The 14555-nt window shown below is 72.3% G+C and carries 19 protein-coding genes and 1 tRNA gene; 8 read left to right on the top strand and 12 right to left on the bottom strand.

The features are described 5' to 3' along the window. The first annotated feature begins 39 nt into the window (after positions 1-39). Genes L107_RS06645 through sds form a run of 4 tightly spaced genes read left to right on the top strand, consistent with a single transcriptional unit; the run spans position 40 to position 3795 of the window. The gene (locus tag L107_RS06645) at positions 40-858 is read left to right on the top strand and encodes a carbon-nitrogen hydrolase family protein (protein ID WP_106219878.1); all 819 of its coding nucleotides are present in this window, start codon (positions 40-42) and stop codon (positions 856-858) included. Positions 859-864: 6 nt separating this feature from the next. After that, positions 865-1965 carry an N-acetylmuramoyl-L-alanine amidase gene (locus L107_RS06640; protein ID WP_159817221.1) on the top strand — a complete coding sequence of 367 codons (1101 nt, stop codon included), beginning with the start codon at positions 865-867 and terminating at the stop codon, positions 1963-1965. Further along, complete coding sequence (gene murI / locus L107_RS06635) at positions 1962-2786, top strand: glutamate racemase (RefSeq protein ID WP_159817219.1); 825 nt, start codon at positions 1962-1964, stop codon at positions 2784-2786. The genes L107_RS06640 and murI overlap by 4 nt, the downstream gene beginning before the upstream one ends. A gap of 37 nt (positions 2787-2823) precedes the next feature. After that, the gene (sds, locus tag L107_RS06630) at positions 2824-3795 is read left to right on the top strand and encodes a solanesyl diphosphate synthase (RefSeq protein ID WP_159817217.1); all 972 of its coding nucleotides are present in this window, start codon (positions 2824-2826) and stop codon (positions 3793-3795) included. Positions 3796-3802: 7 nt separating this feature from the next. Here sds and L107_RS06625 read toward each other — a convergent pair whose 3' ends face one another. From L107_RS06625 to L107_RS06615, 3 genes are all read right to left on the bottom strand, one after another. Continuing rightward, entirely contained in the window at positions 3803-4462 is a 660-nt protein-coding gene (locus L107_RS06625) for an HAD family phosphatase (protein WP_159817215.1), read from the bottom strand. A gap of 14 nt (positions 4463-4476) precedes the next feature. Continuing rightward, the gene (locus L107_RS06620) at positions 4477-4788 is read right to left on the bottom strand and encodes a hypothetical protein (protein WP_015108066.1); all 312 of its coding nucleotides are present in this window, start codon (positions 4786-4788) and stop codon (positions 4477-4479) included. A gap of 114 nt (positions 4789-4902) precedes the next feature. Further along, positions 4903-5355 carry a TspO/MBR family protein gene (locus tag L107_RS06615; RefSeq protein WP_159817213.1) on the bottom strand — a complete coding sequence of 151 codons (453 nt, stop codon included), beginning with the start codon at positions 5353-5355 and terminating at the stop codon, positions 4903-4905. A 79-nt stretch (positions 5356-5434) separates the two neighbouring features. On the opposite strand from L107_RS06615, the gene acs reads away from it, so the two are divergent. Continuing rightward, the gene (gene acs, locus L107_RS06610; RefSeq protein WP_159817212.1) at positions 5435-7408 is read left to right on the top strand and encodes an acetate--CoA ligase; all 1974 of its coding nucleotides are present in this window, start codon (positions 5435-5437) and stop codon (positions 7406-7408) included. Here acs and L107_RS06605 read toward each other — a convergent pair. Then, positions 7393-8148, bottom strand: a complete 756-nt coding sequence (locus tag L107_RS06605; protein WP_159817210.1) for a DUF1350 family protein — start codon at positions 8146-8148, stop codon at positions 7393-7395. The two genes, acs and L107_RS06605, sit on opposite strands and share 16 nt — an antisense overlap. Positions 8149-8182: 34 nt before the next feature. Then, positions 8183-8647 (bottom strand): peroxiredoxin, encoded by a 465-nt coding sequence (locus tag L107_RS06600; protein WP_159817208.1) that lies wholly within the window; start codon positions 8645-8647, stop codon positions 8183-8185. A 158-nt stretch (positions 8648-8805) separates the two neighbouring features. Here L107_RS06600 and L107_RS06595 point away from each other — a divergent pair, with 158 nt between their 5' ends. Both L107_RS06595 and L107_RS06590 read left to right on the top strand, forming a co-directional pair. Beyond that, entirely contained in the window at positions 8806-9714 is a 909-nt protein-coding gene (locus L107_RS06595) for a 3'-5' exonuclease (protein WP_159817206.1), read from the top strand. A 121-nt stretch (positions 9715-9835) separates the two neighbouring features. Beyond that, positions 9836-10090 carry a hypothetical protein gene (locus tag L107_RS06590; RefSeq protein WP_106219886.1) on the top strand — a complete coding sequence of 85 codons (255 nt, stop codon included), beginning with the start codon at positions 9836-9838 and terminating at the stop codon, positions 10088-10090. A gap of 119 nt (positions 10091-10209) precedes the next feature. Here L107_RS06590 and L107_RS06585 read toward each other — a convergent pair. The 7 genes from L107_RS06585 to L107_RS06555 all read right to left on the bottom strand — a co-directional run bounded on the left by L107_RS06585 (position 10210) and on the right by L107_RS06555 (position 14042). Beyond that, positions 10210-10283: transfer RNA gene (locus L107_RS06585), tRNA-Pro, on the bottom strand. Between the two features lie 14 nt (positions 10284-10297). Then, complete coding sequence (locus L107_RS06580) at positions 10298-10654, bottom strand: hypothetical protein (protein ID WP_159817204.1); 357 nt, start codon at positions 10652-10654, stop codon at positions 10298-10300. Then, positions 10651-10830: a hypothetical protein gene (locus L107_RS06575; RefSeq protein WP_159817202.1), complete on the bottom strand. Its 180-nt coding sequence runs from the start codon at positions 10828-10830 to the stop codon at positions 10651-10653. The genes L107_RS06580 and L107_RS06575 overlap by 4 nt, the downstream gene beginning before the upstream one ends. After that, complete coding sequence (locus L107_RS06570; protein ID WP_106219889.1) at positions 10827-11135, bottom strand: hypothetical protein; 309 nt, start codon at positions 11133-11135, stop codon at positions 10827-10829. Before L107_RS06570 ends, L107_RS06575 begins: the two co-directional genes overlap by 4 nt. 11 nt (positions 11136-11146) lie before the next feature. Further along, positions 11147-11863, bottom strand: coding sequence for a peptide-methionine (S)-S-oxide reductase MsrA (gene msrA, locus L107_RS06565; RefSeq protein WP_159817200.1), 717 nt, complete (start codon positions 11861-11863; stop codon positions 11147-11149). Positions 11864-11888: 25 nt separating this feature from the next. Next, on the bottom strand, positions 11889-12170 hold the full coding sequence (locus L107_RS06560) for a hypothetical protein (protein WP_106219891.1): 282 nt from the start codon (positions 12168-12170) through the stop codon (positions 11889-11891). A gap of 123 nt (positions 12171-12293) precedes the next feature. Beyond that, the gene (locus L107_RS06555) at positions 12294-14042 is read right to left on the bottom strand and encodes an ABC transporter ATP-binding protein (protein WP_159817198.1); all 1749 of its coding nucleotides are present in this window, start codon (positions 14040-14042) and stop codon (positions 12294-12296) included. 68 nt (positions 14043-14110) lie between these two features. Here L107_RS06555 and L107_RS06550 point away from each other — a divergent pair, with 68 nt between their 5' ends. Then, positions 14111-14419: a DUF3288 family protein gene (locus tag L107_RS06550; protein ID WP_106219893.1), complete on the top strand. Its 309-nt coding sequence runs from the start codon at positions 14111-14113 to the stop codon at positions 14417-14419. Positions 14420-14555: the final 136 nt, after the last annotated feature.

The raw sequence follows: 14555 nt of genomic DNA, 5'->3' as shown, positions 1-14555 counted from the left end.
GGCTCCCTTACGATTCGCCGGTCTTGGAGCGGTCCGGCGGTGAGCAGTTTTCTGGCAGCGGCGCTGCAACTCACCAGCACGCCCGACCCGGACGCCAATTTCTCGGCGGCCGAGGAGCTGATCGAGCTGGCCGCCCGCCGCGGCGCCGACCTGGTCGGCCTGCCGGAGAACTTCGCCTTCATGGGCGATGACGCCCGCCGCCTGGAGCTGGCGCCGCTGCTGGCCGAGCGCTGCAGCCGCTTCCTGGTGACGATGGCCCGCCGCTACCAGGTCACCCTGCTGGGGGGCGGCTTCCCGGTGCCGGCCGGCGAGGGCCAGACCTTCAACCGCGCCGAGCTGGTGGGCCGGGAAGGCCAGCTCCTGGCCCGCTACGACAAGATCCACCTCTTCGATGTGGACCTGCCGGACGGCATCACCTACCGGGAGTCGGCCACGGTGCAGCCTGGCCATGAACCTCCGCCGGTGGTCGATGTGCCGGGCCTCTGCCGGGTCGGGCTTTCGATCTGTTACGACGTCCGCTTCCCCGAGCTCTACCGCCAGCTGGCCGGTTCCGGCGCCCAGCTGCTGATGATCCCGGCGGCGTTCACCGCCTACACCGGCAAGGACCACTGGCAGGTGCTGCTCCAGGCTCGGGCCATCGAGAACACCGCCTATGTGCTGGCCCCCGCCCAGACGGGCCTCCACTACGGCCGCCGCCAGACCCACGGCCATGCCCTGGTGATCGACCCCTGGGGCACCGTGATGGCGGACGCCGGCGTGGAGCCGGGCCTGGCGATGGCCCCGGTGGACATGGCCCACGAGGCCAGGGTCCGTGCCCAGATGCCGAGCCTCCAGCACCGCCATCCGGCGTTGTTCTGAGGGGTGATGGGAGTGCGTGCGGCGCGATTCGCCTGGCTGCTGACCCTGCCCCTGGTGCTCGGGGCCCTTCCCGCCAGGGCGGCCAGCGCCCTTTCCGCCTGGCGGCTCAGCCGGGAGGGGGTGCTGGAGCTGCGCACCTCCCCGGGGGTGCGGCTGCAGGCCTTCTACGAGGAGGGCTCCGGTGTCACCGGGCCCCGGGTGTGGGTGGACCTGCCGGGTGCCCCCCAGCGCAGCCGCTCGGTCCCCGTCGGCGGCCTGGTGCGGGAGGTGCGCATCGGCCGGCCCGACCCCGGCACCACCCGGCTGGTGCTCGAATTCCGTCCCGGCACCCGGCTCGACCCGCGCCAGCTGCGCCTGGTGGGCACGGCCAGCGACCGCTGGCGCCTCTCCCTCACCGGCCTGCCCCTGAGCGGCTTCACCCGCAATGTCGGCGAGGGCGACATGGACGCTCCCACCTCCAGCTGGACCGCCTCCCGCCCCTCCGGCTTCGGCAGCAGCGGCCGGGCCACCTCCGGCCGGCCCATCTCCGCCGACGGGCTGCCGGTGGTGCCCCGGGGCCGCTTCCGGGTGGTGATCGACCCGGGCCACGGCGGCCCCGATCCAGGCGCCGTGGGGATCGGCGGCCTGCGGGAGACCGACGTGGTGCTGGATGTGAGCCTGCAGGTGGCCCAGCTGCTCCAGGCCCGGGGGGTGCAGGTGCTGATGACCCGCACCACGGAGGTGGACGTCGACCTGCCGCCGCGGGTGGCGCTCGCCAACAGCAGCAACGCCGATGTGTTCGTCAGCATCCATGCCAACGCCCTGAGCATGGCCCGCCCCGACGTGAACGGCGTCGAGACGTTCTATTTCCAGTCGGGCAGCTCCCAGCGGCTGGCCCAGGCGATCCAGTCCCGGATCATGGCGATCTCGCCGGGCACGCCCGACCGCGGGGCCCGGCCGGGGCGCTTCTTCGTGATCCGCCGCACGGTGATGCCGGCGGCCCTCGCCGAGATGGGGTTCGTCACCGGCCGCATCGATGCCCCGCGGCTGGCCGATCCCGCCTTCCGCCGCCGCCTGGCGGTGGCGATCAGCACCGGCATCCTCGACTTTCTCCAGGGGGCCTCTTGAGCCTCCTGGTGGGCCTGTTCGACAGCGGCCTGGGGGGGCTGACGGTGCTGCGCCAGGTCCATGCCCTCTACCCCCACTCCCCCTGCCTCTACCTGGGCGACACGGCCCGGGTTCCCTACGGCCAGCGTTCCAAGGAGGAGATCCGCTCGATCGCCTCGGAGGTGGTGCACTGGCTGCGGCTCCAGGGGGTGGGGGTGCTGGTGATGGCCTGCAACACCTCCAATGCCCTGGCCCTGGACGTGGCGGTGGCGGAGGCGGGCGTGCCGGTGGTGGGGCTGATCGACAGCCTGGCCAGCGAACTGGCGAGCGATCACGTCGGGGTGCTGGCCACCCCGGCCACCGCCGCCAGCGGCGCCTACCGGCGCTCGATCCAGGCCTGCCGCCCCTCGGCGCGGGTGCTGGAGGTGGGCTGTCCCGCCTTCGTGCCCCTGATCGAGGCCGGCAACCTGCAGGCCCCGGAACTGCGGGCCGCCGCCGCCGACTATCTGGCTCCGCTGCTGGCGGCGAACGTGGACACGGTCGTGCTGGGCTGCACCCATTACCCACTGCTGCGGGCCCTGCTGGCCGAGCTGCTGCCCCCCGATGTGCAGCTGGTGGACCCGGCCCTGGCGGCCGCCCAACGCCTCGGCCCCCTGCTGGCCAGCCTGGGGGATTCCCCCGAGGTGGACCAGGCGGGGGAGTCGGTGCGGCCCCCCCTGCAGCGCACCCGCTTCTGCGTCCCCGGCCCCGCCGATGCCTTCGCCAGCGCGGCCGCCGCCTGGCTGGGCAGTCGGCCGGCGGTGCGCAGCGTCAGCCTGCAGTCGCCCACCCGCGCCTACTGAGGCACGGCCCCTAGGATCCTTCCATCGTGGAGGTGACGTGGCGACGGTTGCAGAGTTGCTCCAGCCGGTGGAGTCCGACCTCGATGCCCTGCTGGCCGACCTGCGCAGCCTGATCGGCGCCGGCCATCCGATCCTGCAGGCGGCCGCCGAGCACCTGTTCGCGGCCGGCGGCAAGCGGCTGCGGCCTGGGATCGTGCTGCTGCTGTCGCGGGCCATCGCCCCCGACGGCGGCCTCAGCCCCCGCCACCGGCGGCTGGCGGAGATCACCGAGATGATCCATACCGCCTCCCTCGTCCACGACGACGTCGTCGACGGGGCCGCCACCCGCCGCGGCGTGGCCACGGTGCACAGCCGCTTCAACCACCGCGTCGCGGTGCTGGCCGGCGATTTCCTCTTCGCCCAGGCCAGCTGGCACCTCGCCAACCTCGACGATCTCGATGTCGTCAAGCTGCTCTCGCGCGTGATCATGGATCTGGCCGACGGCGAGGTGCGCCAGGGCCTGTTCCGCTACGACACCGGCCAGAGCTTCGAGACCTACCTCGAGAAGAGCTACTGCAAGACCGCGTCCCTGATCGCCAACAGCGCCCGGGCCGCCGGGGTGCTCACCGGCCTCAGCGAACCGCGGCTCGACGCCCTCTACCGCTTCGGCCGCCAGCTGGGTCTGGCCTTCCAGGTGGTTGACGACATCCTTGATTTCACCGCCAGCGACCAGCAGCTCGGCAAGCCCGCCGCCAGCGATTTGGCCTCCGGCTACCTCACCGCTCCGGTGCTCTACGCCCTTGAGGAGCGCCCCGCCCTGGCGGGTCTGATCGAGCGCGAGTTCTGCGAGGCCGGCGACCTCGACCAGGCCCTGGCGATGGTGCGCGGCTGTGAGGCCATCGGCCGTTCCCGGGCCCTGGCGGAGGGCTTCGCCCGCGAGGCCCATGAGGCGATCGAATGGCTGCCCCCCTCGGAGCCCCGCAGCGCCCTGCGGGCCCTGCCGGAATTCGTCCTCAGCCGCCTCTACTGATCCGGCCCTAGGGATCCAGCTCCACCTCCTCCAGGGAGTTCAGGCAGACCACGTCCTCGGGATAGGCCTGGCAGCCCACCCCGGGCGGCAGCAGCACGTGCACCCGGCAGCCGGCCCCCAGGGCGGCGGCCACACCAGCGCTGGAATCCTCAAAGGCCCAGCAGGCGGTCGGCGCCACCCCGAGGCGGCGGGCCGCCAGCAGGAAGGGATCGGGGGCGGGCTTGCCGTCGCCCAGCTCCGGATCATCGCCATGGACCCGTTCGCTGATCAGGGCCAGCCAGGGGTGGGGGGCCACCTTCCTGTCCACCGCCGGTCGGGCACTGCTGGTGGCCAGCGCCATGGGGATCCCCAGGGCCCGGCAGCGCCGCACCAGGGCCTCGGCACCGGGCATGGCCGGGGCGGAGGCCAGCAGGGCCTCGGCGATGGGCTGGCGCACCGCCAGCAGCTCCTCCTCGCTCAGGCGGGGGCCGCCCGCGGCGAGGATCCACTGGCGCACCTGGCTGGCGCAGTCGAGCCGACGGCGGCCCCGCAGGCTGAGCAGCTCGGGCTCATCGAGGGGCCGGCCGAAGCGGCTGGCCGCCGCCTGCCAGGCCCGGGCATGGGCGGGCTCGGTGTCCAGCAGCAGTCCGTCGAGATCGAACAGGCAGGCGGCGGGTCGCTGGGGCATTCCCCCAGCCTGCATCAGGACGGATCGTTCTCGGGGTAGCGATCCTCCAGGGCGGTCTCCAGGGTGGTGAGCAGCAGCACCAGGGCGGCCCGCTCATCGAGCTCACTGCCGCTCACCTCGCTGATCCAGCGGTGGCAGAGCCCCTCGATCTGCTGGAACAGGGCCGTGCCGCCCCGCAGCAGGGTCATCACCTTCTCGACGTTGTCCTCGTCGATGTCCGGCGGCAGCCCCACCACGTAGCGGCGGCCGTCGTCCCCCACATAGGTGAGGTTGCCGTCGGCGTCCAGCGTCGGGCCGGCATGGGGCGTGATCGGCTGCTCCTCCATGGCCTTCCGCTCCAGTCCCGTGGGGTCGTCCCCTGGCTAACGCCGCCGCGCGAACTTGCCAAGCAGGGATGAGCAGCCCTGATCGCCCATCCGGCGCCGGCGGCCGGCGGGATCTCAGCGGTTCAGCCGCTGCATCCGCCAGGTGACGAACGTGCCGATCGGGCTCCAGAGCAGGAAAGGAACCAGCAGCAGAGCGGCCGTTGGCGAGACGGCCAGCGTCGCCAGGGCCAGGGCCAGCCCCCAGATCCAGCCGGCCGCACCCGCCGCCGTTCCCCAGGCCAGCCGGCGGGTGCGGCAGATCAGCAGCGTGTAGCTCTGCACCAGCACCAGCAGCACCAGGTAGCCGGCCATGGCCAGCGGCGCCGCCACCCCACCGGCCCGCCAGCGCAGCAGGGCCGAGGCGTAGAAGCAGAGGTAGATCAGCGACCAGATCAGCGGGATCCAGCGCTCGAAGGTGAGCCAGCGGGGGCGCCGCAGCCGCAGGAACCAGGCGAACTGCTGGCGGCTCGGGGTCAGGACGGCGATCACCAGGCCCATCACCAGCAGGATCGTCAACCAGGCGGGCATGGGAGGGGGTCGGAGTCCTCCAGCGTGGCCCGGCTGCGGTTGAATGCACCATGCCCCAGCCTGCCCGGCAGGCCACGCCATGACCCAGGACTCCTCCCCCACCATCGAGTCGGTGCTCCAGGAAGAGCGGCAGTTCGCCCCGCCGCCGGCGCTGGCCGCCGAGGCCCGCATCGGTTCGATGGCGGCCTACAACGCCCTGGCGGCCCAGGCCGCGGCCGATCCCGACGGCTTCTGGGGCGAGGCGGCCCGCCGCGAGCTGCACTGGTTCGAGCCCTTCGACACGGTGCTCGACTGGAGCAACCCCCCCTTCGCCCGCTGGTTCGAGGGGGGCACCACGAATCTCTCCTACAACTGCCTGGATCGCCACCTGGACGGCCCCCGGGCGGACAAGACGGCCCTGATCTGGGAGGGGGAGCCGGGCGACGGCCGCTCCTTCACCTACCGCGAGCTGCACGCCGAGGTCTGCCGTGCCGCCAACGCCCTCAAGGCCCTCGGCGTCGGCAAGGGCGATCTGGTGGCCCTATACATGCCGATGGTGCCGGAGGCGGCCATCGCCATGCTGGCCTGCGCCCGCATCGGTGCCCCCCACTCGGTGGTGTTCGGCGGCTTCTCGGCGGAGGCCCTGCGCGACCGCCTGATCGACGGGCAGGTGAAGCTGGTGATCACCGCCGACGGCGGCTTCCGCAAGGACAAGGCCGTGGCGCTCAAGCCCGCCGTGGACCAGGCCCTGGCGGAGGGGTGCCCCAGCGTCGAGCACGTGCTGGTGGTGCGGCGCACCGGCGAGGTCACCGGCTTCGAGGCCGGCCGCGATGTCTGGTGGCATGAGCTGGTGGACGGCCAGAGCGCCGACTGCCCGGCCGAGCCCATGGCCAGCGAGGACCGGCTGTTCGTGCTCTACACCTCCGGCTCCACCGGCAAGCCCAAGGGGGTCGTGCACACCACCGCCGGCTACAACCTCTGGGCCCACCTCACCTTCCAGTGGATCTTCGACATCCGTGAGGACGACATCCACTGGTGCACCGCCGATGTGGGCTGGATCACGGGCCACAGCTACATCGTCTACGGGCCCCTCTCCAACGGCGCCACGACGCTGATGTACGAGGGGGCGCCGCGCCCCTCCAAACCCGGCGCCTTCTGGGAGGTGATCCAGAAGCACAAGGTGACGATCTTCTACACCGCCCCCACGGCGATCCGGGCCTTCATGAAGAGCGGCCGCGCCGTGCCCGACCAGTACGACATGGCCAGCCTGCGGATCCTCGGCACCGTCGGTGAGCCGATCAACCCCGAGGCCTGGATGTGGTACCGGGATGTGATCGGCGGCGACCGCTGCCCCGTGGTGGACACCTGGTGGCAGACCGAGACCGGCGGGGTGATGATCAGCCCCCTGCCCGGGGCCACCCCCACCAAGCCCGGATCGGCCACCCTGCCCCTGCCCGGCATCGCCGCCGACGTGGTGGACCTGGAGGGCAACAGCGTGCCGACGGGGCAGGGGGGCTACCTGGCGGTGCGGCGCCCCTGGCCCGGGATGATGCGCACCGTCCACGGCGACCCGGAGCGTTTCCGCCGCAGCTACTGGGAGCACATCCGCCCCGCCGACGGCAGCTGGCTGTACTTCGCCGGCGACGGCGCCCGCCGCGATGCGGACGGTTACTTCTGGGTGATGGGCCGGGTTGATGACGTGATCAACGTCTCCGGCCACCGGCTGGGCACGATGGAGATCGAATCGGCCCTGGTGAGCCACCCGTCCGTGGCGGAGGCGGCAGTGGTGGGCCGGCCCGACGAGCTCAAGGGGGAGGGGATTGTCGCCTTCGTGACCCTGGATGTGGGGGTGGACGGCGATACGGCCCTGGAGGCCGAGCTGCGGCGGCACGTGGGGCTGGAGATCGGGCCGATCGCCCGGCCGGACGTGATCCGCTTCACCGATGCCCTGCCCAAGACCCGCAGCGGCAAGATCATGCGCCGCATCCTGCGGTCCCTGGCGGCGGGGCAGGACGTCAGCGGCGACACCTCCACCCTGGAGGACCGCTCGGTGCTCGATCAGCTGCGGGTCTGAGACCAGGCTCCGATCTGCTCGGCCAGCCGCTCCATGGAGCGCTGGCGGGCCGGATCATCGGCCCACTCCCCCAGGAACTGCTTGCGCAGCCCGCCGCTGGCCGGGGTGAGGTGATCCCCCGGCAGTTCCAGCAGGGTGGAGGCATCGCCGGCCCGGGCCTGCAGCACGCCGATCAGCCGTCCGCTCTGGTCGATCGTGTCGCGGCTGAAGCGCACCACCAGGTTGCGGGGCTGGCGGTAGCTGCTGCCGATCTGCCGCAGGGTGTCCTCCGGGGAGGGGCTGAACTCACTGCGGAAGCGGAACTGCTGGCCCAGCTCCGCCAGGAAGGGGATCGAGCGCTCGGCCGAGAAGTTGTTGAAGCTGAGGGCCACCAGGCCATCGCAGCGGCGGCCGCCGTCGGGGGCCAGCAGGTGCAGCTTGCAGCCGAGGCTGTGGCCCAGCCGGATCAGGGGGAAGGCGGCCCCACCGGAGGCCGGCGGGGCCTGGGGCTCCATCACCCCCTCCCGCTGCTGGCGGAACAGGCGCCAGGCGGCGTTGGCCTGGGCCTGGTGGTCGAAGCCCGGCACGTAGCTCCAGGCGTGGATGCGCCAGCCCCGCGCCGCCAGGGCCTCGAGACAGCGCCGGTAGCTGAGCTGGGGGGTGGCGGCCAGGTAGCTGCCACCGATGAACTCGATCAGCCCGCGGGGCCGGCCCGGCGGCTCCAGCCGCCAGAGCTCCCCCTGCTGTCGCCACGCCGTCATCGTCCGGTTCCCCCGTGCTGGATCGTGGGCCGGCTCAGGAGGCCTGGAGGCCGCGCAGGGCGTCGAGGGCCTCGCGCCGGTGGGCCGGGCCGTCCAGCAGGTTGTTGAACACGTGGCGGATCACCCCCGTTCCGTCGATCACGTAGGTGACCCGGCCGGGCAGCAGCCCCAGCACGCTGGGCACGCCGAAGGCCTTGCGCAGCCTGTTGCCCGCGTCCACCAGCAGGGGGAAGGGCAGCCTGTGGCGGTTGGCGAAGCGGCGGTGGCTGGCGGCATCGTCGCCGCTGACGCCCCACACCTCGGCCCCGAGCGCCTGCAGGTCGGGGTAGCTGTCGCGGAAGGCGCAGGCCTCCATGGTGCAGCCGGGGGTCTCGTCCTTGGGATAGAAGAACAGCACCAGGGCCTTGCCCTCCAGGCGGTCGCTGCGGCGCTCGGTGCCGTCCTGGTCGGGGAGGGCGATCAGGGGGGCGGTGTCGCCGGGGGCGAGGGCTGGGGCCACGGAGCGGGGGACGGGGCAGGATCCAGCCAGCCTAGGAAGCCGGCACCGGCGGGGTCGGGCCCGGGGCCCGCCGGGTGGCGCCTGGCCCTTGCTCCAGCGGGTGGGGCCGGAGGGTCTTGCCCGGCTTGCGACCATGGGGCAGCGTGCGGATGGCGCCGATGCAGGAGCAACCCGGTCTCTGGCAGCAGAACGACCTGCTGGGCCTGGCCGCCCCGGAGCCCCTGGCCGCCCCCGTCCCGGCCGCGCCGCCGCCGGCCCCTTGGCCACCCCAGGCCCCGGTGGAACCGCCGCGCCCCGTTGCCATCACCCTGCCGGCCTGCGCGGGGCGTCCCCAGCGGGCCCTTCCCCGGGGGCCCGAGACCCTGCTGATCCTCGACACGGAGACCACGGGCCTCTCCACCCTCCAGGGGCAGTGCATCGAGGTGGGGGCGATCCTGTTCCACGTGCCGCACCGGGCCGTGCTCACCCAGGTGTCGTTCCTGCTGCCCTGCCCGGCCAATGCCGCCGAGGCCATCAACGGCATCCCCGCCGCCGTGACCCGGCTGGAGCAGCCCCGGCAGGAGGCCCTGGCCTGTTTCGCGGCCATGGCCGCCGCCTGTGACGCCGTGGTGGCCCACAACGCCGCCTTCGATCGCCAGTGGTTCGGCCTGGGGCCCCTGCCGCCCCTGGAGCGCCCCTGGATCTGCTCGATGGAGGACATCCGCTGGCCGGCCGAGCGCCAGTTGCGCAGCACCCCCTCGGTCCGCGATCTGGCCCTCGCCTATGGGGTCCCCGTGTGGGCCGCCCACCGGGCCCTCACCGACTGCATCTACCTGGCCCAGGTGTTCGAGCGCTGCGGCGATCTGGAGGCGCTGCTGCTGGCCGCCCAGGAGCCCCGCAGCCTCTACCGCGCCGAACTGCCCTACGCCGAGCGTCACCGGGCCAAGGAGGCCGGTTTCCGCTGGAACGAGGCCGTGCCGCGCGCCTGGAGCCGCCGGCTGAGCCGGCGGGAGGTGGAAGCGCTGCCCTTCCCCGTCGAGCTGGTGGCGGATCCGGTCCCCGCCGATCGGCTGGCCCACAGCGCCTGAGGGCGGCGGCGGTTCGGTCGGGATCTTCCGTTTTTGTTTCGATCCTTGAAGCAGAACCGGGGATCCCGGGCACTGCCGGCCAGCCTCCCCACCCTTGGGGTGTTCTTCCGGCGTCGGAGCCATGGTCACCCGGTCGCCGACCGGCTCCGCTGATGGCGCTGACCCCGCCCAGCAGTCCGTGCGCCGCTGGCAGACGGCCCGGACCTGGGCGCGGCTGATCCGCGAAGCCGAAGCCCTCTGGCGGGTCGATGTGCGGGCCCTGCGCCGGTTGGCGTCCCAGGAGCTGTTCCAGCTGGTGCAGGAGGTGCCCCCCCGGCTGCGGCGACGGGTCAACCTCTGGCTGGTCCGCTTCAACGTGCTCACCCGACTGCGCTGAGGCCCGGCGAGGCCCCGGGATACGGGAGATGGGCAAAAAAAATCAGCTGACGGGATCAGCTGACGGGAAGGAAGACCACCGGCACCCACGGGGGGTGAACATTCGGCGGGCCGGCTGAATCGGAGCGGCGGGATTTGAACCCACGACCCCCACTACCCCAAAGTGGTGCGCTACCAAGCTGCGCTACGCCCCGGCGGCATGAAGCTATCACAGCGTCCTGGGGGTCCCGCGCCGCCTGGAGAGCCGTCGCATCAGCCGGTTGGTGAGCCGCTGACGGGCCATGCCCGCGTACCCCCGGATGTGCTCGCGACGGGCCAGCAGCCGCAGTTCCGCCAGTCCCATGGTGGCCAGCTGCAGTTCCGGCAGCCGCTGCCAGGCCATCGACGGCAGGGGCAGCTCCGAGCCCCCGCGACCCTCCGGGAAGCCCTTCAGGGCTCCACCGGCCATCCATTCGGGTACCAGAACGAACAGCACCGCCAACAGGCCGTAGAGCTCCACCAGCCCCCTGGGCAGCGGATGCAGCTGGCGCTTCGGCGGGTCCTGCTCCTCGGCGGGGTCTCTCACGGCAGGAAGGCCGCACCAGGGGTGCCCGGCGCCATGGCACTGGGCCCACCCTGGCGCCACTGCAGCGGAGGCTCGCCGGAGGGGTTCAGGCGCACGGTCCAGAAGGCCAGGGCGAAACAGATCCCCACCGCGGCGATCAGGGCCACGATCACGACCCGATCGGAGAGGGGCTTCATACCTGTTCGCTGCGCACGCAGACCCGTTTGATGGGCAGCTGCTCCAGGGTGAGTTCGTCGCCCCGCAGGATCACCCGCAGGGATTCATTCTGGTAGCGCAGACCCGGCGCATCCGAGGCCTCCCGGAACAGGGTGGCGCGGGTGCGGCCGGCGATCAGGGAGGCCTGGGAGGCGTTGCGCTCCAGCACCACCGAAAGGCGGTCACCGCAGAGGAAGCGCTCGCGGATGTCGTAGTTCTCCCACCACGGGGACTGCATCGCCAGCAGCGGCAGAAGTCCGAGCGCGAGCAGCGGGGGGGCGGCCATGGCGGAGGCGGTCAGACGAGGGCGATCGGCGCATTGTCGCCGCGAAGGACGCAATGGGGGATGGCCCAGTCATAGCTTTCCCACACGCGGGCGGGAAGGAGGTAGCTGGCGCCGGGGAAGTCGCCCAGGGGAACCCCGGTGGGCTGGGCGGAGCAGTAGGGACGGCTGCCGGGCTTGGCCAGGTACTGCTGGTGGTACGGCTCGGCGAAGTGGAATCGCTGGCCGCTGGCGATCTCCGTGGTGATCCTGCCGCCGCCGGCGGCGTCGAGGGCGCCCTGGTAGGCCTGGCGGCTCGCTTCGGCCAGGGCGAGCAGCTCCGGGTCGTCGACGTAGATGGCCGAGCGGTACTGGCTGCCCCGGTCGTTGCCCTGGCGGTTGCCCTGGGTGGGGTCGTGGCACTCCCAGAACAGCTTCAGCAGGTCGGCGAAGGAGACCCGGCTGGTGTCCCAGACCACCCGCACCACCTCCGCGTGGCCGCTGCGGCCGCTGCAGACCTGCTCGTAGGTGGGGGAGGCGAGCTGGCCGCCGGCGTAGCCCACGGCGGTGGTGACCACCCCGGGGAGCCGCCAGAACCCCTTCTCCGCCCCCCAGAAGCAGCCACAGCCGAACTGGGCCTCGGCCTGGCCCACCGCCGGCGGGGCGGTCAGGGGGGTGCCGAGGACCGCATGCAGGCTGCTGTCCCGGGCAGGGCTGCGGTCGCTCGCAGGGCTGCTGAAGAGGCCGAACACGGTGTTTCCTGGCGGGGAAACCAACCTAGGCAGGGCCCTGCTGGTCCTGCTGCGGCACCAGGGCGATGTGGTTCAGCAGGGTGGTGATGAAGGCGAACAGCAGGAAGGGCAGCGACAGCACCAGGATCAGGCCCACCCCCACCAGGGCGAACAGGGGGCGGCTGGCCCCCATCAGGGCCAGACCCGCCGCCAGGCTCACGAAGATCACCGCCATCCAGATCAGCACCTGGCCGTAGATGTCACCGAAGGTCAGGGTGCAGCGGATGTTGTACGGCTGCTGGCTGAGGAACGACGGGGTGGGGGCCATGGGGACGGCGTGGCAGGCGTTGGGGAAACCACGGCCTCTCCAGATAAGCCCAGCCGGCGCTCCGGAGGCGGGCGGCTCAACAACTGTTTGAAACCGCCCCTCGCGGCCCGCAGTCTTCCGGACTCAGGCGGCCTGGAGCTGGCGGTCGGCCTCCTCCCGGTCCCAGAGCCGGCGGTAGGTGCCCTCCTGCAGCAGCAGCTCATTGTGGTGGCCCTCCTGGACCAGGTGTCCCCCTTCCAGGACCAGGATCCGGTCGCAGGCCGCCGCGGCCGAGAGCTGGTGACTGATCATCACCACCGTGCGCCGCTGCTCTTCGCGCACCGAACGCAGGATGCCCGCGGCGGTGGTGTTGTCGACGCTGGCCAGGGCGTCATCGAGCACCAGCAGGGGGGCGTCCACCAGCAGGGCCCGTCCCAGGGCGGTGCGCTGGCGCTGGCCGCCGCTGAGGGTGATGCCCCGCTCCCCCACCAGGGTGCGGTAGCCGTCGGGGAAGCCCTTGATGTCCCCCTCCAGGCGGGCCTGGCGGGCGGCCTCCTCGACCCGGTCCATGCCGGCCTCCGGGTCGCCGTAGCGCAGGTTGTCGGCGAGGCTGGCGGTGAACAGGTAACCCTCCTGGGGCACTAGGGCCACCTGGCGCCGCAGGTCGCCCAGCCGCAGCCGCGTCACGTCGACGCCGTCGAGGAACAGCTGGTCGGGCGGCACCTCCACCATCCGCCCCAGGGCCCGGGCCAGGGTGGTCTTGCCGCAGCCCACCGGACCCACCACCGCCACCAGTTCGCCGGGGCGGATCGTGAAGCTGAGATTCTCCAGGGAGGGCTGCGCCGCCCCCGGGTAGCGGACCGTGAGCCCCCGGGCCACGACCGCCCCGAGGGCCGGCCGGGCCGGGGGCACCGGATCGGCGGGGGAGACGATGGCGGGGGGATGGCTGAGCAGGGATTCCACCCGCTCCAGGCTCACCTGGCCGGTCTGGAAGGTGTTGAGGGTGAAGCCCAGCAGGGCCGTCGGGAACACCAGGCGCTCCACGAACAGGATCAGGGCCACCAGATCGCCGATGCTCAGCCGACCGTTCTCCAGCTGGCCGCTGCCCAGGGCCAGCAGCAGCAGCAGGCTCAGGGAGGCGATCCCCTCCAGCATCGGAAACAGGGTGCTGCGGGTGCGCGCCAGGGAGAGCTGGGCGTCCAGGTACACCTTGTTGAGGTCGGCGAAGGCCTTCTCCTCGGTGGCCTCCTGGCCGTAGATCTTGATGGCGCCGATGCCGCTGAGGTCCTCCTGGACCAGGTCGCTGAGGTTGGCCAGCACCTCCTGCTGGCGCCGCTGCTGCTTCATCATGCGGCCGCCGAACAGGCGCACCACCATCAGCATGCCGGGGTAGAGGGAGACCGCCGCCAGGCTCAGCAGCGGATCGATCGCCAGCATGGCCGGCAGGGTGAGGGCATAGGCCAGCACCGTGTTGGTGAGGCTCAGCAGGGCGAAGCCCAGCAGCCGGCGGATGTTCTCCACATCGCTGGTGGCCCGGCTGATCACCTCGCCGCTGCCGGTGGTCTGGACCCAGCCGGGGTCCTGGGTGAGCACGTGGTCGAAGATGCGCTCCTTGAGACTCGCCTCCACCTGGCGGCCCACCCCGAACACCAGCATCCGGGAATAGAGACGGGTGGCCCCCATCACGGTGGCCATCACGATGATCAGCCCCGCCACCCCCAGCACGTCCGCCAGCACGAAGCCCGGCTTGAGCTCGTTGATCGACTGCCGCACCACCAGCGGGATCGCCACGCCCAGCAGGTTCACCACCACCAGGGCGGCGGCCCCCACCAGCACCGTGCGTCTGTGGGGCCGGAGGTACCGCCCGATCAGATCCAGCCGCAGGGCAGCCATGCAGGAAGGCGGGGCAAGGGGATCCCTAACCTAGGCACCCCTCCCCTGGCCCCCGGGCCGCCCGGGCCATGGACGACCAGAACCACCCCCTCCATGCCATCGACCGGGAGACGGTCGACCGGCTGCTGGCGGTGGAGCGCCCCGAGGACGCCCACCTGGTGGATGCCGCCCGGTTGCAGATGCGCTACGCGGGCTTTCCCGGCGCCGCCGACATCCGTGACGACCTCGAGCGGATCCTGCGCCTCTGGGGACTGGACGTCGCGGCGCTCCATGCCCGCACCCGCGCCATCTGGGCGGCCGGGTTCCGGCCCGGTGCCGCACCGGTGGCCGAAGCCGTGGGATCGGGCTTCGACACCGCCTCCGATGACGTCGGCTGAGGGCAGACGGCCGGCCGGATGGGTCCGTTGGTCAGAACGGCCCACTTCGGGCGATAGTGGGAGGGTCCCCATCACCCGGCCCGGCGTGCTCTGCACCCGGGCTTTTTTCTTGCGCTCCTGTCCCCCGTTCCTCTCT

Origin of the sequence: Cyanobium sp. Copco_Reservoir_LC18 (genome assembly GCF_009834675.1) — a bacterium.
GTDB classification, from domain to species: Bacteria; Cyanobacteriota; Cyanobacteriia; order PCC-6307; family Cyanobiaceae; genus Cyanobium; species Cyanobium minutissimum.
The sequence above is the reverse complement of the archived record's forward strand: the minus strand, read 5'-3'. Positions and strand labels throughout refer to the sequence as shown.

What these genes read in the sequence shown, in the direction of transcription:
- L107_RS06640 (WP_159817221.1), top strand. Translation starts at nt 865, where the DNA reads ATGGGAGTGCGTGCGGCGCGATTCGCCTGGCTGCTGACCCTGCCCCTG.
- L107_RS06625 (WP_159817215.1), bottom strand. Translation starts at nt 4,462, where the DNA reads ATGCCCCAGCGACCCGCCGCCTGCCTGTTCGATCTCGACGGACTGCTG.
- L107_RS06620 (WP_015108066.1), bottom strand. Translation starts at nt 4,788, where the DNA reads ATGGAGGAGCAGCCGATCACGCCCCATGCCGGCCCGACGCTGGACGCC.
- L107_RS06615 (WP_159817213.1), bottom strand. Translation starts at nt 5,355, where the DNA reads ATGCCCGCCTGGTTGACGATCCTGCTGGTGATGGGCCTGGTGATCGCC.
- acs (WP_159817212.1), top strand. Translation starts at nt 5,435, where the DNA reads ATGACCCAGGACTCCTCCCCCACCATCGAGTCGGTGCTCCAGGAAGAG.
- L107_RS06605 (WP_159817210.1), bottom strand. Translation starts at nt 8,148, where the DNA reads ATGACGGCGTGGCGACAGCAGGGGGAGCTCTGGCGGCTGGAGCCGCCG.
- L107_RS06595 (WP_159817206.1), top strand. Translation starts at nt 8,806, where the DNA reads ATGCAGGAGCAACCCGGTCTCTGGCAGCAGAACGACCTGCTGGGCCTG.
- L107_RS06590 (WP_106219886.1), top strand. Translation starts at nt 9,836, where the DNA reads ATGGTCACCCGGTCGCCGACCGGCTCCGCTGATGGCGCTGACCCCGCC.
- L107_RS06575 (WP_159817202.1), bottom strand. Translation starts at nt 10,830, where the DNA reads ATGAAGCCCCTCTCCGATCGGGTCGTGATCGTGGCCCTGATCGCCGCG.
- L107_RS06570 (WP_106219889.1), bottom strand. Translation starts at nt 11,135, where the DNA reads ATGGCCGCCCCCCCGCTGCTCGCGCTCGGACTTCTGCCGCTGCTGGCG.
- L107_RS06560 (WP_106219891.1), bottom strand. Translation starts at nt 12,170, where the DNA reads ATGGCCCCCACCCCGTCGTTCCTCAGCCAGCAGCCGTACAACATCCGC.
- L107_RS06555 (WP_159817198.1), bottom strand. Translation starts at nt 14,042, where the DNA reads ATGGCTGCCCTGCGGCTGGATCTGATCGGGCGGTACCTCCGGCCCCAC.
- L107_RS06550 (WP_106219893.1), top strand. Translation starts at nt 14,111, where the DNA reads ATGGACGACCAGAACCACCCCCTCCATGCCATCGACCGGGAGACGGTC.